This is a genomic window from Vibrio sp. SNU_ST1 (genome assembly GCF_030563405.1).
Taxonomy (GTDB): Bacteria; Pseudomonadota; Gammaproteobacteria; order Enterobacterales; family Vibrionaceae; genus Vibrio.
Map to the genome: position 1 here is coordinate 1,481,830 of NZ_CP130749.1, position 13,972 is coordinate 1,495,801.

A 13,972-nucleotide genomic window follows, 5' to 3' on the forward strand; every position below is an offset into this window, starting at 1 on the left:
AGGTTGACATGGAACAGCTTGCCAAACAAAACAACAACATTGAACAACAAGCTAAAGCCGTTGCTGTTTCAAGCAACTGTAATTATCGAGCTTTGATCTTTAAGGTTTTAGAAAGCCTGCAATTCGCGACGTTGGAAATTATCGAGCGCGACCAATATTCGGTGTTCGGCGATCGAAAATCCGACTTGAAAGGTCGAATCGTGATCCATGATGCGACCTTTTTTAGAGACGTCGTCGTCAACGGAAGTATTGGTGCATCCGAAGCCTACATCGATGGTAAATGGACCAGCCCAAACCTGACTCGTGTTATCCAAATCATGGCGCGCAACCAAGCGCAACTAGACGAATTGGATGATAAAACACAGTGGATCTCTCGAATCAAAAATCTGCTTTTGCGACGTAAGAATGCTAATACCGAGCAAGGGTCTAAACGCAACATTCTCGCTCATTATGATATCGGTAACGAACTGTATGAGCGATTCCTGGACAGCTCAATGCAGTACTCAGCGGCTATCTACAGCGAGGACGCGTTAACCCTTTCTAAAGCACAACAAAACAAGATGAAAACCATCTGTGAGCGCTTAGAGCTGTCTGGAACAGACAAAGTCGTTGAGATTGGTACTGGCTGGGGCGGCTTAGCGATATACATGGCCCAACATTATGGCTGCCACGTCACCACCACTACGATTTCAGACGCACAGCACGAGCTTGCTGAACAACGAGTGAAAGCGCTTGGCTTAACCGACAAGATTACCTTGCTCAAAGAGGACTATCGCAACCTCACTGGTGAATACGACAAGTTGGTTTCTATCGAGATGATAGAAGCGGTCGGTCACGAATATCTGCAAACCTTCTTTGAGAAGTGCTCTTCGCTACTCAAACCTTCAGGCAAGATGCTGATTCAAGCGATCACCATTGCTGACAGCCGTTATGAGAAGTACCGCAAAGGTATCGACTTTATCCAGAAGTACATCTTCCCGGGGGGCTGTTTACCTTCAGTGTCAGTGATGACCCAACATCTTGCGACCAGCACAGACCTTGTGGTTCAAGAAATTGATGATATTGGCCTGCACTATGCTCGCACACTCAACGACTGGAACGTTGCCTTTGAAAACAGCTGGGAAGATTTGGAATCACTGGGTTATTCAGAAGAGTTCAAACGCCTTTGGACCTTCTACTTCTGCTACTGTGAAGGTGCATTCAAAGAGCGAGTGATCAGTACTCACCATTTAGTCGCAAGAAAACCTCGTTACTTTGGAGCGAAAGATGAAACGGTTTTGGATTATTAATCTCGTTCTGTTTCAAGCAACCTGGGTTTGCAGTGCATTCTTTACCGCGCAAGCCCCGTTCATCGCGCCACTGATTGTGGCCGTGCACTTCGTACTCTCTCCAACTCGCAATAGCGACCTGAAAATACTCTGTTTACTTCCATTGGGGCTATTACTCGATAGCCTCATGCTTCACTTCGGCGTGTTTGCCGTCGATTCTGAAGTTGCCAATCAATCATGGTTTCCCGTATGGCTCATCTGCCTATGGATCATGTTTTTGATTAGCTTCAACCACAGCCTTAATTGGCTTTTAAAATGCTCGAAAGTGATCTTGTTTGCCATAGGGTTCGTAGCAGGTACTAGTAGTTATTGGGGAGGCATCAAAGCAGGCGCCCTTCTTACTACATGGCCAGATGCATCTGTAATTGCTGCCCTTGCAATGAGTTGGGGGATCTTGTTGCCCTTACTGGTGGCCGCCTACTCCAACTTAGTACAACCTGAAATGGCAAGGACAACGAGGTGACTTATGGCTTATTCACGCATGTTCAAACCTAAGAGCGGTATTGTTAGCGCTCACCAGCAAGCAAAAAACACACTTTTAGGCTTTATTACTCTCTCGTTAGTGTTTGCTGCTCTGTTATTTTCCGGAAACACCAGAGCTTCAGCTGTCGATGATTTAAACAAGCGTGGTCAGGGTGAAATGAGTTACCTGTTTTGGACTCTCTACTCTGCCGAGTTCTATACCGCACCCTCTACTTCAGAACGTGCTTTGAAAATAGAGTACTACCGAGCGATAGAGAGTAAAGATTTGGTCGAAGCTACTGAAGATCAATGGAATAAGCTTGGCTACCCTAATAGCAATATAAAACGTTGGTTAGAACCGCTCTACTCAATGTGGCCTAATGTAGAAGAAGGCAGCACACTCACTATCCGCGTAACCGAAGACAACGTGAGTCGTTTTTACTTTGATGAGCAGCCCATAGGCATCATCCAAGACAAGCAGTTTGGTGACGCTTTCTTAGCGATTTGGCTATCTGAAAACACCTCTGAGCCCGGTCTACGCAAACAACTTTTAGGTTTAAATAAATGAGTCCAAAAACAAAATTAATCAAACTCGCCTTGACAATATTGTCGCTCGCTTGGCTAACAGGGTGTGGCTCTGCAAGTTTAGAGAACCACGCAGACACCTCACCAGAGCTCAAGCTCAAAACCTTCTTTGATGGTGAATTGATGGCCTACGGCATGGTGCTTGACCGCTCTGGTAACTTACTGCGCCGCTTTGATGCCAAACTTATCGCGACTTGGGACGGTGACAACGGAGAGATAAAAGAGTGGTTCTCTTTTGCTGATGGCGAGCGCTCAACCCGCGTTTGGAACTTGATAAAAACCGGCGACAACACCTATTCTGGGACTGCCAACGATGTCGTTGGAACCGCTTATGGGGAGACTCTAGGTTCAGCGCTTTATTGGAAATACGATTTAGAAATCGAAGTAGACGGTAGCACTTATGAAGTGGAGCTTGATGATTGGATGTTCTTGATGGACGACAAACGCTTGTTCAACAAGACTGAGATGTCCAAGTTTGGCTTTAAAGTCGGAGAGGTCATCTTATACATCGAGAAAATCTGATGGTTCGAGCCTTAGCTTCACCTTGTTTGGTTAGCCTTTAATTACAGCCCACAACGACATATTGTGGGCTGTTTTGTTTGTTCCCGCGAATTGCATTCCTGAAAGCTCAAGCCTCTGTGCTAAGATGCGCCACCAGCATACAAATGGGCTAGACTCATACTCAGTAGTTCCTGTTTGTTTCGCTAAGCGTAGATTCCCTACCATGAATAATTGAAAAGGCTTTAAAGCATGAGCAAGTTGACCTCAGCGGAGCGTAAAGCTCGCGACAATGAACGTTTCTCACAACGTGTAAACGACCGCAGAGAAAAAGGCGAAGACGTAGTTGCTTACGCACTGACCAACAAAAAAGCTGTAAAATTCCTGACTAAGTCAGAGAAAAAACGTTTCAACGAAACAAGAGCAACTCTTCAAGAAGAGAAGCGAGTAAAAGAACAAGAAGAGCTTAACCGAATCGAAGACGCGTTCACGATCAAACAGTTCGACGACGAATAATCACGTTTGATTACTCAAAAGCGCTGGCTCTGCGTAGTAAACCAAGCAAGCGTGATCTCAAATTATTATGTCTGGGTGAGCACGAAAGTGTGCGACAATGCTCGGCGTAAATTCATATTCAAGGTTTATTATGAAACTTCTAGTTCGTAACCTATCGCGCTCTACTGCAGAGCAAGACATCCGTGTTCTATTTTCTGAGTTCGGCTCAGTAAAAGAGTGCAGCCTAGTTTTAGACCAAGAAACTGGCGAATCTAAAGGCTTTGCTTTTGTTGAAATGCCAGAGCACGAAGAAGCTAAAGCGGCACTAAACAAGCTGAACTTGTCAAAGCTTGGCAAAAACACGATTCGTGTAAAAGTAGCTAACTCTTAATCGAGTAAACGTTTTATAAGCCACATGGCTTAGCTTAAGCAGCACAAGCACAGATGATAAAGCCCGTAACGATATGACGTTTTCCAGCGCAATATCACTACGGGCTTTTTTCTGCTCGCGATTCTCTTTTCACACGATTCGAATACACCTACAGCGCTTCATGTTCATCAATGGCACGCCTTGCTTCTGCCATTGAACATCCAGATTCCATCACCAGTTGAGCGACGGTCATTGCAGGTGTAGCGGCCAACAGAGATGCCAAACACACCACAGGTTTAGGCAGCACTTTGTCGATTGCGATTCCTATCCAACCGTCTTTTTCGTGAGTTAACATCATTTTAAATTCAACGAGTTGATGCTCTTGAGCGACCAACAGCCAATTGCGCGAGCGACGAACTCGCTTCAACTGACACCCGCATTCATCAGCACTTGCCATCACTTGGCTTTTATCACTTACACGGTGTACAAAACTATTCAATGGGACGCTAAACATAACTCTCTGATAACCAATCGATTCCTATCATTTAAGCGCTCTTAGCAGCAACTCAAAACTCTCTATCAATAACCCTATAAAATCACACTTAGGATTACACAGCGTTTACGAAACTGCCAGATCCTGTTTTTGCTCACAAAGAATGAACTGCAGGTTACCCAATAGTCTCTACCACAATATCTGTTTTTACCGAGTTCGCGATAAAGCAGTTTTTGTGCGCTAAATGATGAAGCTTGTCGAGTTGTTTGACCGTTGGCTTCTTAGTACCGGAGAACACAATGTCAGGTCGCAGAGTCACCTTAGTGACAGACGAGCGGCCTGATTCATCTTCTTCCAGCACACCAACGGCATCATCGACATAAGAGTCGATCACGTACTTCTGCTTGGCGGCAATGCCCAAAAACGTCAGCATATGGCAACTAGAAAGTGCCGCAATAAAGGCTTCTTCTGGGTCAACATTCGCTTCCACTGAAAACGGCAGTGGTACAACATGAGGAGAAGATGAAGCAGGCACAGTGACACCGCCATCAAACTCCCACGTATGACCGCGGCTGTATTGGTTGTCGCTAAAGGCTTCATCTTCCGCTTTTTGCCAACGAATGACCGCACCATACTCAGACATAAACACTTCCTTTTTAATACCTAATAAATTAACGATCAGCAGGGTGATTGACGCCATCGTTGGTGACCACTTCACCAATATCAAAAGGATTCACCCCTTCCAAGCAACCGATATTAAAACCGTATTCATTTGGGCTTGAGCGGCGTTGGTGATGGGTATAGATGCCGCAGTTTGAGCAGAAGTAATGCTTCGCGGTGTTGGTGTTGAATTGATAAAGCTTGAGATGCTCTGCACCTTTGAGGATCTTGATACCATCCAGCGCCACAGAGCCAACGATCGCTCCCCTACGACGACAGATAGAACAATCACAGCGACGTGGTTTTTCTATGCCATTAGGCAAGCTGAGTTCTAATTCAACCGCACCGCAATGGCAGGTTGCCTTGTGAAAAGGTTGGATAACTGTATCTCCGACGACTTTCATTTTTATCTCTCCAATCACGTCCATGTGGTCAAACTATTTTAACGAGAACGATTTACATTGTCCGTAACCAAGCTTTGAATTTAGCACTTTTAGAACAATCAGATTATCCATAAAATCTTCAATAATTCTCAGTCTTACAACGACATCGCCCTACATTAATAATCGTTAATCTAAGCACAACCGATCCTTAATCCTTATGCAAGTAAGCTCTCTCTATCAATAAAAATAGAGAGAGAAAAAACGTGAACATACTTGGATACTTACAAAAAATCGGTAAAGCACTGATGGTGCCGATCGCCGTACTGCCTGCCGGTGGTTTGATGCTAGGGCTAGGTTATGCCCTTGACCCGTCAGGTTGGGGAGCTAACAGCGCCTTAGCCACCATACTCGTATACGGTGGTAAAGGCATTATGGATAACCAAGCGTGGTTATTCGCGGTTGGTGTCGCTTATGGTTTAGCAAAAGACAATAACGGCGCTGCCGCGCTCTCTGGCCTATTAGGTCTGCTCATCGTGGAAATGATCGTGGGTAACGTGAATGTTATCTCACAAATCACCGGTGTCCCTGTTGACCAAATGGGCGCATCTGAACTTATCGCCTCCAATGCAGCAGTGAGTGCATTCACAGGCATCATGATAGGTATTGTCGCCGCCACTCTATATAACCGCTTCCATACTATAAAACTGCCTGCGGCTCTCGGATTCTTTGGTGGCAAGCGTTTCGTTCCAATCATCACTTCACTGGCCGCAATTAGCATCAGCTTAGTCATGGTTTATGTGTGGCCTGTCGTCTACGGAGCACTGGTTGAGTTCGGCATCTCTATTTCTGAGATGGGTGCGACAGGCGCTGGCCTCTATGGTTTCTTTAACCGCTTACTTATTCCTGTTGGCTTGCACCACGCACTTAACCAAGTTTTCCTATTCGATTTAGTGGGCATCAATGACATTTCTAAATTCTGGTCGGGCACCGGTGAACTCGGTATGACTGGTATTTATCAAGGCGGTTTCTTCCCTGTTATGGGTTATGGCTTACCAGCGGCATGTTTAGCGATGTACCACTGTGCAAAACCAGAAAACAAAAAGAAAGTCGGCGGTATTCTAGGTGCTTCAGCGTTAACCGCTATCTTAACCGGCGTAACAGAACCGATTGAGTTTGCCTTCATGTTTGTAGCACCTGTGCTTTATGTTATTCACGCGCTTCTTGCCGCTATGTCGCTATACATTGCTGCCAGCATGCAGTGGATCGCTGGCTTTACCTTCAGTGGTGGTTTGATTGACTTCGTGTTGTCTTACAATCTTCCACTCGCAGTAAAACCTTACATGTTGATACTTCAAGGTCTATTCTTTGCGACGATTTACTACTCAATATTCCGCTTCGCCATCCTAAAGTTCGATTTAAAAACACCGGGACGTGAAGATGTGGACGTAGCCGAAGTAAACCAAGTTTCATCGAATGAGAAAGCGGCGCAATACTTAAAAGCGCTAGGTGGACATGCCAACCTAACCAGTATCGATTCATGTATCACAAGGCTGCGCTTAACACTTAAAGACATCAGCGTTGTTGATGAAGCGACACTGAAAGCGATTGGCGCAATGGGTGTGGTAAAGATTGGGGCTAACAACCTTCAGGTTATTATTGGAACAGAGGCAGAAGAGATCGCTCATGCGATGACTCAAATCCCTAAAAGCCAAGATCTAACCTCGGTCCCACTTCCGAGTTAAACCCAGCGTCGCTAAAACACAGCACACGTTACTGTGCTCGTTAAAACACTCAGGCCAAAGCGATTCGCTTTGGCTTTTTTGTACTCGCAGCACAAGGAGATTATGGGAGCGAAAAAGAGAAAAAGAGAAAAAGAGAAAAAGACAGGGTCTTAACAATGTGTAAGCACGAACAACCACTTTTAAGACGTTGATTAATCAAGAATTCAAGAACTACTTCAGAGTGATAACGTACTCCACCTAGGCAATAATGCGTGCTTGCAAGGTTGCTCATTTAAACAATAAAACTGTTTTACATTATATGCATAGCATTCAGTTGGTTATAAGCAACAACACTGATACTATAAATGGATACATTCTCACCGAGTTATACAAAAGACTTTGCATTAGGGAAGATTAAGATGACTAAAACTAATAAATTACTTTTGATTTTAGCTCTCTCAATGATTCTCATGGGAGCTTCAAAGGTGGTTGGATACTACTTCAACTATGGATTAACCAACATCGTATACACAATCTACGTATTGATGGGATTACTATTTTGCTTCCTACTTTACGCTAAAATGCAAATTGCTAACTGGCTGTTGTTCGTGTTTTTTCTGGCTCAAGTTGTCGTGGTATATAGTCCCACTTATAGATATGACTTTACTACAGGGTTGACCGTGCACTTCACATATTGGGCAGGATCAATAGATACCCCTCCAAATGAGAGGTTTGGATTTGCTTTCAATTTTCTATCGGTTTTTCTGATGGGTTTGTGTATTGCAGGGATAGGAAACACCAAAAAAGCTGATACCCTCGAAAATAGCGGTAAAGTCGATAATATATAATAAAACTATCGTGCGCAAAGAGTGATGAATACCCATGACTTTATGGTGTCGGATAGCTTTCGTGGTAAAGGTGTTGGCAAGGCGCTGCTGAATGGTATCGAACAGTATTGTCGTGATAATGATTACCTAAAAATCACACTAGAGGTCAGTAATGATAATGTTGCAGCTAAAAATCTCTATAGTTCTTTGGACTACGAAGATTACAAGGTAGTTTTGAAAGGTCAGCAACATTGGCAGAAGTACCTCAATTAGCATGCACTTAACAGGGCTATATCCATAGTTAAAGGAATCAGATGAACAAAATACAAATAGCTTTAGTCATGGTAAGCATGATTGTCCTCGGTTTCATGTTGGGTGGTGGTTTCAACTCTGCTGAACGAGATACAGTGATTCAAGGTAAAGGTTTACCTTTATTTGAAGTCAAAGTTGCCAGTTCTTTCCCAGTGAAACCTCTGGGGAATTTCAATATTACAACTGATAGCCCAGTTACTAACTTTCGAGTGCCTTTAGCGCTTGAGAACGAAACTAAGCTTAGTTTTCTATCAGACTTCGAAGTTACAATAGATAACGAGTCTGAATTGGTGGGGCGAGTTAAAGTTGAGCGAGCTTTTATTAGTAAGGGGGGGTGTATTGCTGCATTAGGTTCCTTAATAGAAAAATTTCAGGAGCACTATCCAGTATTTCAGTTTGAGCCTGGCAAGTCGAGCTACTCGAAAATGGTTGGAGATTTGCGAGTTAGTGCTTCATGCTCGGTTTACGAAAAATCCCCATACGTTTCGTTAGAGTACTATTTAGAAAGTAACTCCGTAGTGGATAACATCCTTAAAGCTTTTACGCAAAGATAAAGCTATAACAAATAAGGATTAAGGTGTTGTTCTGCCTACAAAGTCCACTAAGGTTAACGTTCAAAATAGAGGCGCGCTCTTAATCCGGGGTTGTTGTCTCTTAAAATAAGATGGGCATGGTGACGCTTTACTACGGCATCAACCAGAGACAAGCCAAGGCCATTGCCAAATTCCGTTCTACTTTTATCAGCACGGAACATAGGCCGGCACACATTCATCTTATCTTTGTCTGATATCCCGATACCGTTGTCCGCCACCGTGACACCAAAGTAATCAACCACCACTTCAATTTTTCCCTTTTCAGGTGTGTATTTCACTGCATTTTCAACCAAGTTGAAGACAGCCCTGAAGAGTAGGCTTTTATCCCCCAATACTTCGCACTCTTGGTCTAGCCGACAAACCAAGCTCTGTTGCTTCATTTCAGCAATAGGGCTGATAAACTCGATCGCATCTTGAGCTATTTTTCCAAGGTCTACACGCTCTGTGGCGATCAACGTTTGCCCGCTATTCAGCTTGGTGATCTCTAACATGCTATTGAATAGCGATAAGATGAGCTCCAACTCATCATGGCAAGCCGAGAATTGCTCTTGATGTTCATCGGTCAATGTGGAATCCGACAATACCTCTTCTAAGCGTAACTTTAGCCGAGCCATGGGAGTGCGCATATCATGAGCCATGCCTACTGTTAACGACTTCAATGACTCTTCATTTTTAGCCATTTGCTCAATCATGAAGTTGAGGTGAATCGCCAAAATATCAAATTCATCATCTTGTTTAGAAACAGGGATTTTTACGCTTTTTTCACCACACAACACTCGATTCATCGCTTGGTTGACTCTTTCTAAACGCTTTAAGATCAGAAGCGTAAAAAACAGAGCCGCGATCAGCATCACTGCAATGGGCAGCACGATGCCCGAAAAGACAATCGGGATCAGAGTTTTTCGATACTCTTCAACCGCCTGTCTATCAATACCAATCACCAAGCGATGCGTATCTCCAATGCTAATGTTGGCGGTTTCAGATATAAGAGAAACAACAGGATAAGACGTGGTTAATAAAGGGCTTGTTCGCTCAAAAAGGCGATAGTAAAAATTAGTATCGGATGTTTGCTTTACGGCAAGTAACCTTTCAACATCCTCTTTACTCTGATTGGCTGCATAACTGAATTCGGATGACTCATCTTGCAGCTGTCGAATGAGTTGTGCCCGATGGAACGCATCTGAGTCTTTGTATACCTGCCTAATCACGATGACATTAATCACTGTCACCAACACAAACAAACCGACTAGAGTTTTAAATACAGAGGAGCGAGTGAGGGAGTAGTCATCGACGAAGGACATAACCTGCCCCTCTCACGGTGTGAAGTAAATCAGGACAACCGGCGTCTTCTAGTTTGCGCCTGAGATTAGCGACATGAACATCAATGACATTGGTTTTCGGGTCAAAGTGGTAGCTCCAAATAGCCTCAAACAAGCGCATTCTTGAGACAACTTGCTCACTGTGCTCGACGAAATACTGAATCAGTTGAAACTCTTTCGGCTGCAATTGGAGATCTTGGTTTTTACACACTACTCTATGAGCGCGTAAATCGATTTCTAAGCAGTCATATATCAAATTTGTCTCAGTAACGGGCTGACGTTTAGTTCTATTGATAATGATGTCTACGCGCGCAATAAGCTCAGCCAACGCAAAAGGTTTGATCAGATAATCATCACTTCCTGCTTGAAGGCCACTTACGCGATCTTCCACGCTGTCCATGGCACTCAAAATTAATACCGGTAAATTTTCTTCTGTCGCTTTAATCGCTGAGAGAACTTTCATTCCATCCAAATACGGCAACATGCGGTCAAGAATCACCAGTTGATACTCTGAGCTTAAGGCCATCATTAAGCCTTTTTTGCCATCTTCCGCTTGGTCGACCGCATAACCATGCTCTTCAAGACCTTTGGCCACAAATTCTCTTGTGGTGGTGTCATCTTCTATGATTAATATTTTCACAACCCCCCCCTTTATCGGAGATAAATATTATCGTAAATCAAACATTTACCGCCAAAAAAAAGAAAGGCTCGCGTGACTAATGCGAGCCAGATGCAATTTAGGGGGTAAACTGCAATTCGGTAATAAAGTTTATTTGATCAATAAAGCTTCAAAGGCACTATAGATCTATCGTCATTGAGGTTTCATTTTCAATAAATTAACGATAATTAATCTCTGCCAGATTTCTCGACCAAGTCATTAAAATTACCAAGAAGAAAATCCAAAAACAGCCGAATACGCTTCGGCTGATATTTCTTACTGATGTACACCACATTCAAGTCGGCGCTCGATACTGAAGTAGAGGTATTGAAGTTCTTCATGTAGCCATTAAGTAGCGTCACAAGGCGTTGGTTATTGATGTCATCTTGCACATCGAGTACCGACTTCAACGCTATCCCTTCTCCTTTTAATGCCCAGTATCGAATCACTTCACCATCGTCTGAGAATCGCTTTGGAACAACGGTAATCGACTTCTTCATGTCGTGATCTTGAAAGTGCCATGTTTTAAGCTCTTCATTGCTGCGCAGCATCGCCAAACAGTCGTGCTCGACCAAATCTTGTGGTGTTAACGGCGTTCCATGCTTGGCAAGATATTCTGGTGAAGCACACAGCACACGTCGGCTTGGTGATAAGCGTCTTGAGATCAAGCTGCTGTCGACCAATTCCCCATAACGGATCACGATGTCCATGCCTGATTCAGCGATATTCGATAGGTGATCGTTCAAATACAGATAGGGAATAACGTCTGGATACTGCTGACAAAATTCCGACAAAATAGGAAGGATGTACTGCTTGCCGATGTCTTTAGGTGCCGCAATCTTTAGTGGGCCTTTAACCTCTTTGACGCCATTTTGAATCAAGTTTTCAGCCTCACTGACATTATCCAATATCTCCAGGCATGCCTTGTGGTACAGCTCCCCTGAGTCAGTTAGAGACACATGTCTCGTGCTTCGGTTCAGCAGCTTCACACCATAACGCTCTTCCAACGCCTGAAGCCTTGCTGTCATGGTCGCAGGAGAAAGCCCTAACTCTCGCCCCGCCGCAGCTAACCCATGATGCTTAACAATGCTCACGAACATCGCCATATCTGAAAACTTGTCCATTCACGCCCCCTTCTATTCAGTTAATCCGAATAATGATTTTATATTTTAGCCAATTATCAAATTTAGTCGAATAAATATAATGACAACCACCAGCAGAACACGCAGGAATTCAGAATATGAACAACGAACTTAAAAACCAAGAAAAGAGCACTTTCGTCATCATTGGTGGCACATCTGGTATCGGCAAAGCATTAGCAATGCAATTGAGAAACGAAGACAACACAGTACACATTGCCAGCCGACACACCGGCGTTGATATCAGCGATGAGAAATCGGTTTGTGAATACTTCGAATCGATCGGTGCATTTGATCACTTGGTGATAACCGCGGGGTCATACGCTCCCGCAGGAAAAGTGACAGACGTTGCTACCGCAGACGCAAAAGCAGCATTTGATACCAAATTTTGGGGCAGCCTAAACGTTGCTAAGCATGCTGCACGTTACATGAAACCCAACGGTTCTATCACGCTCACGACGGGCATGTTATCGCGCAAAGTCGTCACTGGCACTTACGTAAAAACCGCCATCAACGCTGCACTAGAGAGCGTAACTAAGGTGCTTGCAAAAGAGCTATCACCGATTCGAGTCAACGCCGTCAGCCCCGGTCTTACGATGACAGAAGCCTACAAAAATATGGATGACTCAGCTCGATCAGCCATGTACGACAACGCCAAAAATAACTTACCCGCAGGCAAGGTGGGCGAAGCTTCAGAGATAGCCATGGGTTACCTGTTTGCGATTAATAACCCATACGTAACTGGGTCAATTATCGACATCGATGGCGGTGCTCTACTCAGCTAACACTCCGCAAAGAAGCAAAGAACAATCGTTAGGACGTGTATCTAAACGCCCTAACAAACAGAATTAACACAGGTACTTCACTATGAAATCAGAAGCGATGAAACAAGAAGCCATCCATAAAGAAAAGATCCCATTCCAAGTTTGGATACTGACACTCGCAGCTTTTGCCATCGGCACCGCTGAGTTTGTTATTGCAGGTATCCTTCCACAAATTGCGACCTCCCTTTCGATCACAGAAGGTCAAGCCGGATACCTAATCAGTGCTTACGCGTTGGCTATCGTTATTGGTGGCCCGATTTTAACCATCTACCTCGCACGTTTTAACAAGAAGATGGTACTGATTGGCTTAATGGCTTTGTTCATCATCGGCAATATCTTGTCAGCCTTAGCCCCTAGCTACCCACTTCTACTTGCAAGCCGTGTTATCGCAGGTTTAGTGCAAGGTCCTTTCTATGGCATAGGTGCGGTTGTCGCGACCAATTTAGTGTCTGAGAAAATGGCAGGTCGTGCTGTCGGTCAGATGTTTGCTGGCTTAACACTCGCTAACGTTCTTGGGGTTCCCGCTGGTACTTGGGTGAGCTTGCAATTCGGTTGGCACACCACTTTCTTTACCGTGGCAGCACTTGGCACCATAGCCATGATTTCAATCTTAACATCAATAAAATCTTCAGGTCACAGCGAAGCGAAAGACATCAAAACTCAGCTGTTGGCATTCAAAAATCCAATGCTTCTCATCAGCTTGGCGATCACCGCTTTTGCTTGGTCTGGCTTCATGACGCTTTACGGCTACCTTGCGCCAATCGCCATGCACATCACTGGCTACAGTCAAGAATCAGTAACTTGGATCTTAGTAATTGTTGGTGTCGGCTTAATCATCGGTAACACCTTGGGCAGTCGCTCTTCTGACAAAAATTTAGGCAAAGCATCGATGCTTTGGGCTATCGCGATGATCGTTTCATTAGTAGTGGTTGGCCTTGTTGTAGACAACAAAATCCTCTTCGTTGCCGCTGCATTTATCTTTGGTATTGCATCATTTGCGAACGTTCCTGCCATGCAGCTTCGAGTAATGAACCACGGTGGCGAAGGGCAAGAGCTAGCAGCAACTGCGAATATCTCAGCGTTTAACTTAGCCAATGCCTTTGGTGGATTCCTTGGCGGCATGGTACTCGACAGCCAACTAGGCGCAGGCATGATTCCGTTCGCAGCCGTTGTCGTCCCAGTGATTGGTTTGTTGCTTATCGCAAAAGCCAACCGAGCTGAAAAGCCACAAAACGACTCTATCTTCAGCCCTGCGGAATCGAAATAGTGACCACCGCACGCTAAATCAATCAACACATGACCGAC

The 13,972-nt window shown here is 44.4% G+C and carries 17 protein-coding genes and 1 pseudogene; 12 read left to right on the forward strand and 6 right to left on the reverse strand.

Going from position 1 to position 13,972, the window contains the following annotated elements; genetic code table 11:
- The first annotated feature begins 8 nt into the window (after positions 1-8).
- From Q5H80_RS20795 to Q5H80_RS20820, 6 genes are all read left to right on the forward strand, one after another.
- Positions 9-1,289, forward strand: coding sequence for a cyclopropane-fatty-acyl-phospholipid synthase family protein (locus tag Q5H80_RS20795; RefSeq protein WP_304570077.1), 1,281 nt, complete (start codon positions 9-11; stop codon positions 1,287-1,289).
- Complete coding sequence (locus Q5H80_RS20800) at positions 1,267-1,791, forward strand: DUF2878 domain-containing protein (RefSeq protein ID WP_304570078.1); 525 nt, start codon at positions 1,267-1,269, stop codon at positions 1,789-1,791. Before Q5H80_RS20795 ends, Q5H80_RS20800 begins: the two co-directional genes overlap by 23 nt.
- Before the next feature lie 3 nt (positions 1,792-1,794).
- Positions 1,795-2,358 (forward strand): chalcone isomerase family protein, encoded by a 564-nt coding sequence (locus tag Q5H80_RS20805; RefSeq protein ID WP_304570079.1) that lies wholly within the window; start codon positions 1,795-1,797, stop codon positions 2,356-2,358.
- Positions 2,355-2,897, forward strand: a complete 543-nt coding sequence (locus tag Q5H80_RS20810; RefSeq protein WP_304570080.1) for a DUF3833 domain-containing protein — start codon at positions 2,355-2,357, stop codon at positions 2,895-2,897. The genes Q5H80_RS20805 and Q5H80_RS20810 overlap by 4 nt, the downstream gene beginning before the upstream one ends.
- A 228-nt stretch (positions 2,898-3,125) precedes the next feature.
- Positions 3,126-3,389 carry a hypothetical protein gene (locus Q5H80_RS20815; protein ID WP_017061275.1) on the forward strand — a complete coding sequence of 88 codons (264 nt, stop codon included), beginning with the start codon at positions 3,126-3,128 and terminating at the stop codon, positions 3,387-3,389.
- 130 nt (positions 3,390-3,519) lie between these two features.
- Complete coding sequence (locus Q5H80_RS20820; protein ID WP_004732698.1) at positions 3,520-3,759, forward strand: RNA-binding protein; 240 nt, start codon at positions 3,520-3,522, stop codon at positions 3,757-3,759.
- A 148-nt stretch (positions 3,760-3,907) separates the two neighbouring features.
- On the opposite strand, the gene Q5H80_RS20825 is transcribed toward Q5H80_RS20820, so the two are convergent.
- The 3 genes from Q5H80_RS20825 to Q5H80_RS20835 form a co-directional block, all read right to left on the reverse strand.
- Positions 3,908-4,252 (reverse strand): ribosome recycling factor family protein, encoded by a 345-nt coding sequence (locus Q5H80_RS20825; protein ID WP_304570082.1) that lies wholly within the window; start codon positions 4,250-4,252, stop codon positions 3,908-3,910.
- A gap of 154 nt (positions 4,253-4,406) precedes the next feature.
- The gene (locus tag Q5H80_RS20830) at positions 4,407-4,874 is read right to left on the reverse strand and encodes an OsmC family protein (RefSeq protein ID WP_304570083.1); all 468 of its coding nucleotides are present in this window, start codon (positions 4,872-4,874) and stop codon (positions 4,407-4,409) included.
- A gap of 28 nt (positions 4,875-4,902) precedes the next feature.
- Positions 4,903-5,295 carry a GFA family protein gene (locus tag Q5H80_RS20835; protein ID WP_304570084.1) on the reverse strand — a complete coding sequence of 131 codons (393 nt, stop codon included), beginning with the start codon at positions 5,293-5,295 and terminating at the stop codon, positions 4,903-4,905.
- 242 nt (positions 5,296-5,537) lie between these two features.
- Here Q5H80_RS20835 and nagE point away from each other — a divergent pair, with 242 nt between their 5' ends.
- The 4 genes and pseudogenes from nagE (at position 5,538) to Q5H80_RS20855 (ending at position 8,688) form a co-directional block, all read left to right on the forward strand.
- Positions 5,538-7,016 (forward strand): N-acetylglucosamine-specific PTS transporter subunit IIBC, encoded by a 1,479-nt coding sequence (gene nagE / locus Q5H80_RS20840; protein ID WP_304570085.1) that lies wholly within the window; start codon positions 5,538-5,540, stop codon positions 7,014-7,016.
- A gap of 398 nt (positions 7,017-7,414) precedes the next feature.
- A complete protein-coding gene (locus Q5H80_RS20845; protein ID WP_304570086.1) occupies positions 7,415-7,843 on the forward strand; it encodes a hypothetical protein in 429 nt (142 codons plus the stop codon).
- A gap of 6 nt (positions 7,844-7,849) precedes the next feature.
- A pseudogene (locus Q5H80_RS20850) lies at positions 7,850-8,095 on the forward strand (GNAT family N-acetyltransferase); the annotation flags it as partial.
- A 41-nt stretch (positions 8,096-8,136) separates the two neighbouring features.
- Positions 8,137-8,688, forward strand: coding sequence for a hypothetical protein (locus tag Q5H80_RS20855; protein ID WP_304570089.1), 552 nt, complete (start codon positions 8,137-8,139; stop codon positions 8,686-8,688).
- Positions 8,689-8,741: 53 nt separating this feature from the next.
- On the opposite strand, the gene Q5H80_RS20860 is transcribed toward Q5H80_RS20855, so the two are convergent.
- From Q5H80_RS20860 to Q5H80_RS20870, 3 genes are all read right to left on the reverse strand, one after another.
- Positions 8,742-10,028 (reverse strand): HAMP domain-containing sensor histidine kinase, encoded by a 1,287-nt coding sequence (locus Q5H80_RS20860; RefSeq protein ID WP_304570090.1) that lies wholly within the window; start codon positions 10,026-10,028, stop codon positions 8,742-8,744.
- Positions 10,012-10,686 carry a response regulator transcription factor gene (locus Q5H80_RS20865; protein WP_304570091.1) on the reverse strand — a complete coding sequence of 225 codons (675 nt, stop codon included), beginning with the start codon at positions 10,684-10,686 and terminating at the stop codon, positions 10,012-10,014. Before Q5H80_RS20865 ends, Q5H80_RS20860 begins: the two co-directional genes overlap by 17 nt.
- Positions 10,687-10,892: 206 nt before the next feature.
- Positions 10,893-11,828, reverse strand: coding sequence for a LysR family transcriptional regulator (locus Q5H80_RS20870; RefSeq protein ID WP_304570092.1), 936 nt, complete (start codon positions 11,826-11,828; stop codon positions 10,893-10,895).
- A gap of 116 nt (positions 11,829-11,944) precedes the next feature.
- Here Q5H80_RS20870 and Q5H80_RS20875 point away from each other — a divergent pair, with 116 nt between their 5' ends.
- Both Q5H80_RS20875 and Q5H80_RS20880 read left to right on the forward strand, forming a co-directional pair.
- Entirely contained in the window at positions 11,945-12,628 is a 684-nt protein-coding gene (locus Q5H80_RS20875) for an SDR family oxidoreductase (RefSeq protein WP_304570093.1), read from the forward strand.
- Between the two features lie 97 nt (positions 12,629-12,725).
- Positions 12,726-13,934, forward strand: a complete 1,209-nt coding sequence (locus Q5H80_RS20880; RefSeq protein WP_304570742.1) for an MFS transporter — start codon at positions 12,726-12,728, stop codon at positions 13,932-13,934.
- Positions 13,935-13,972: the final 38 nt, after the last annotated feature.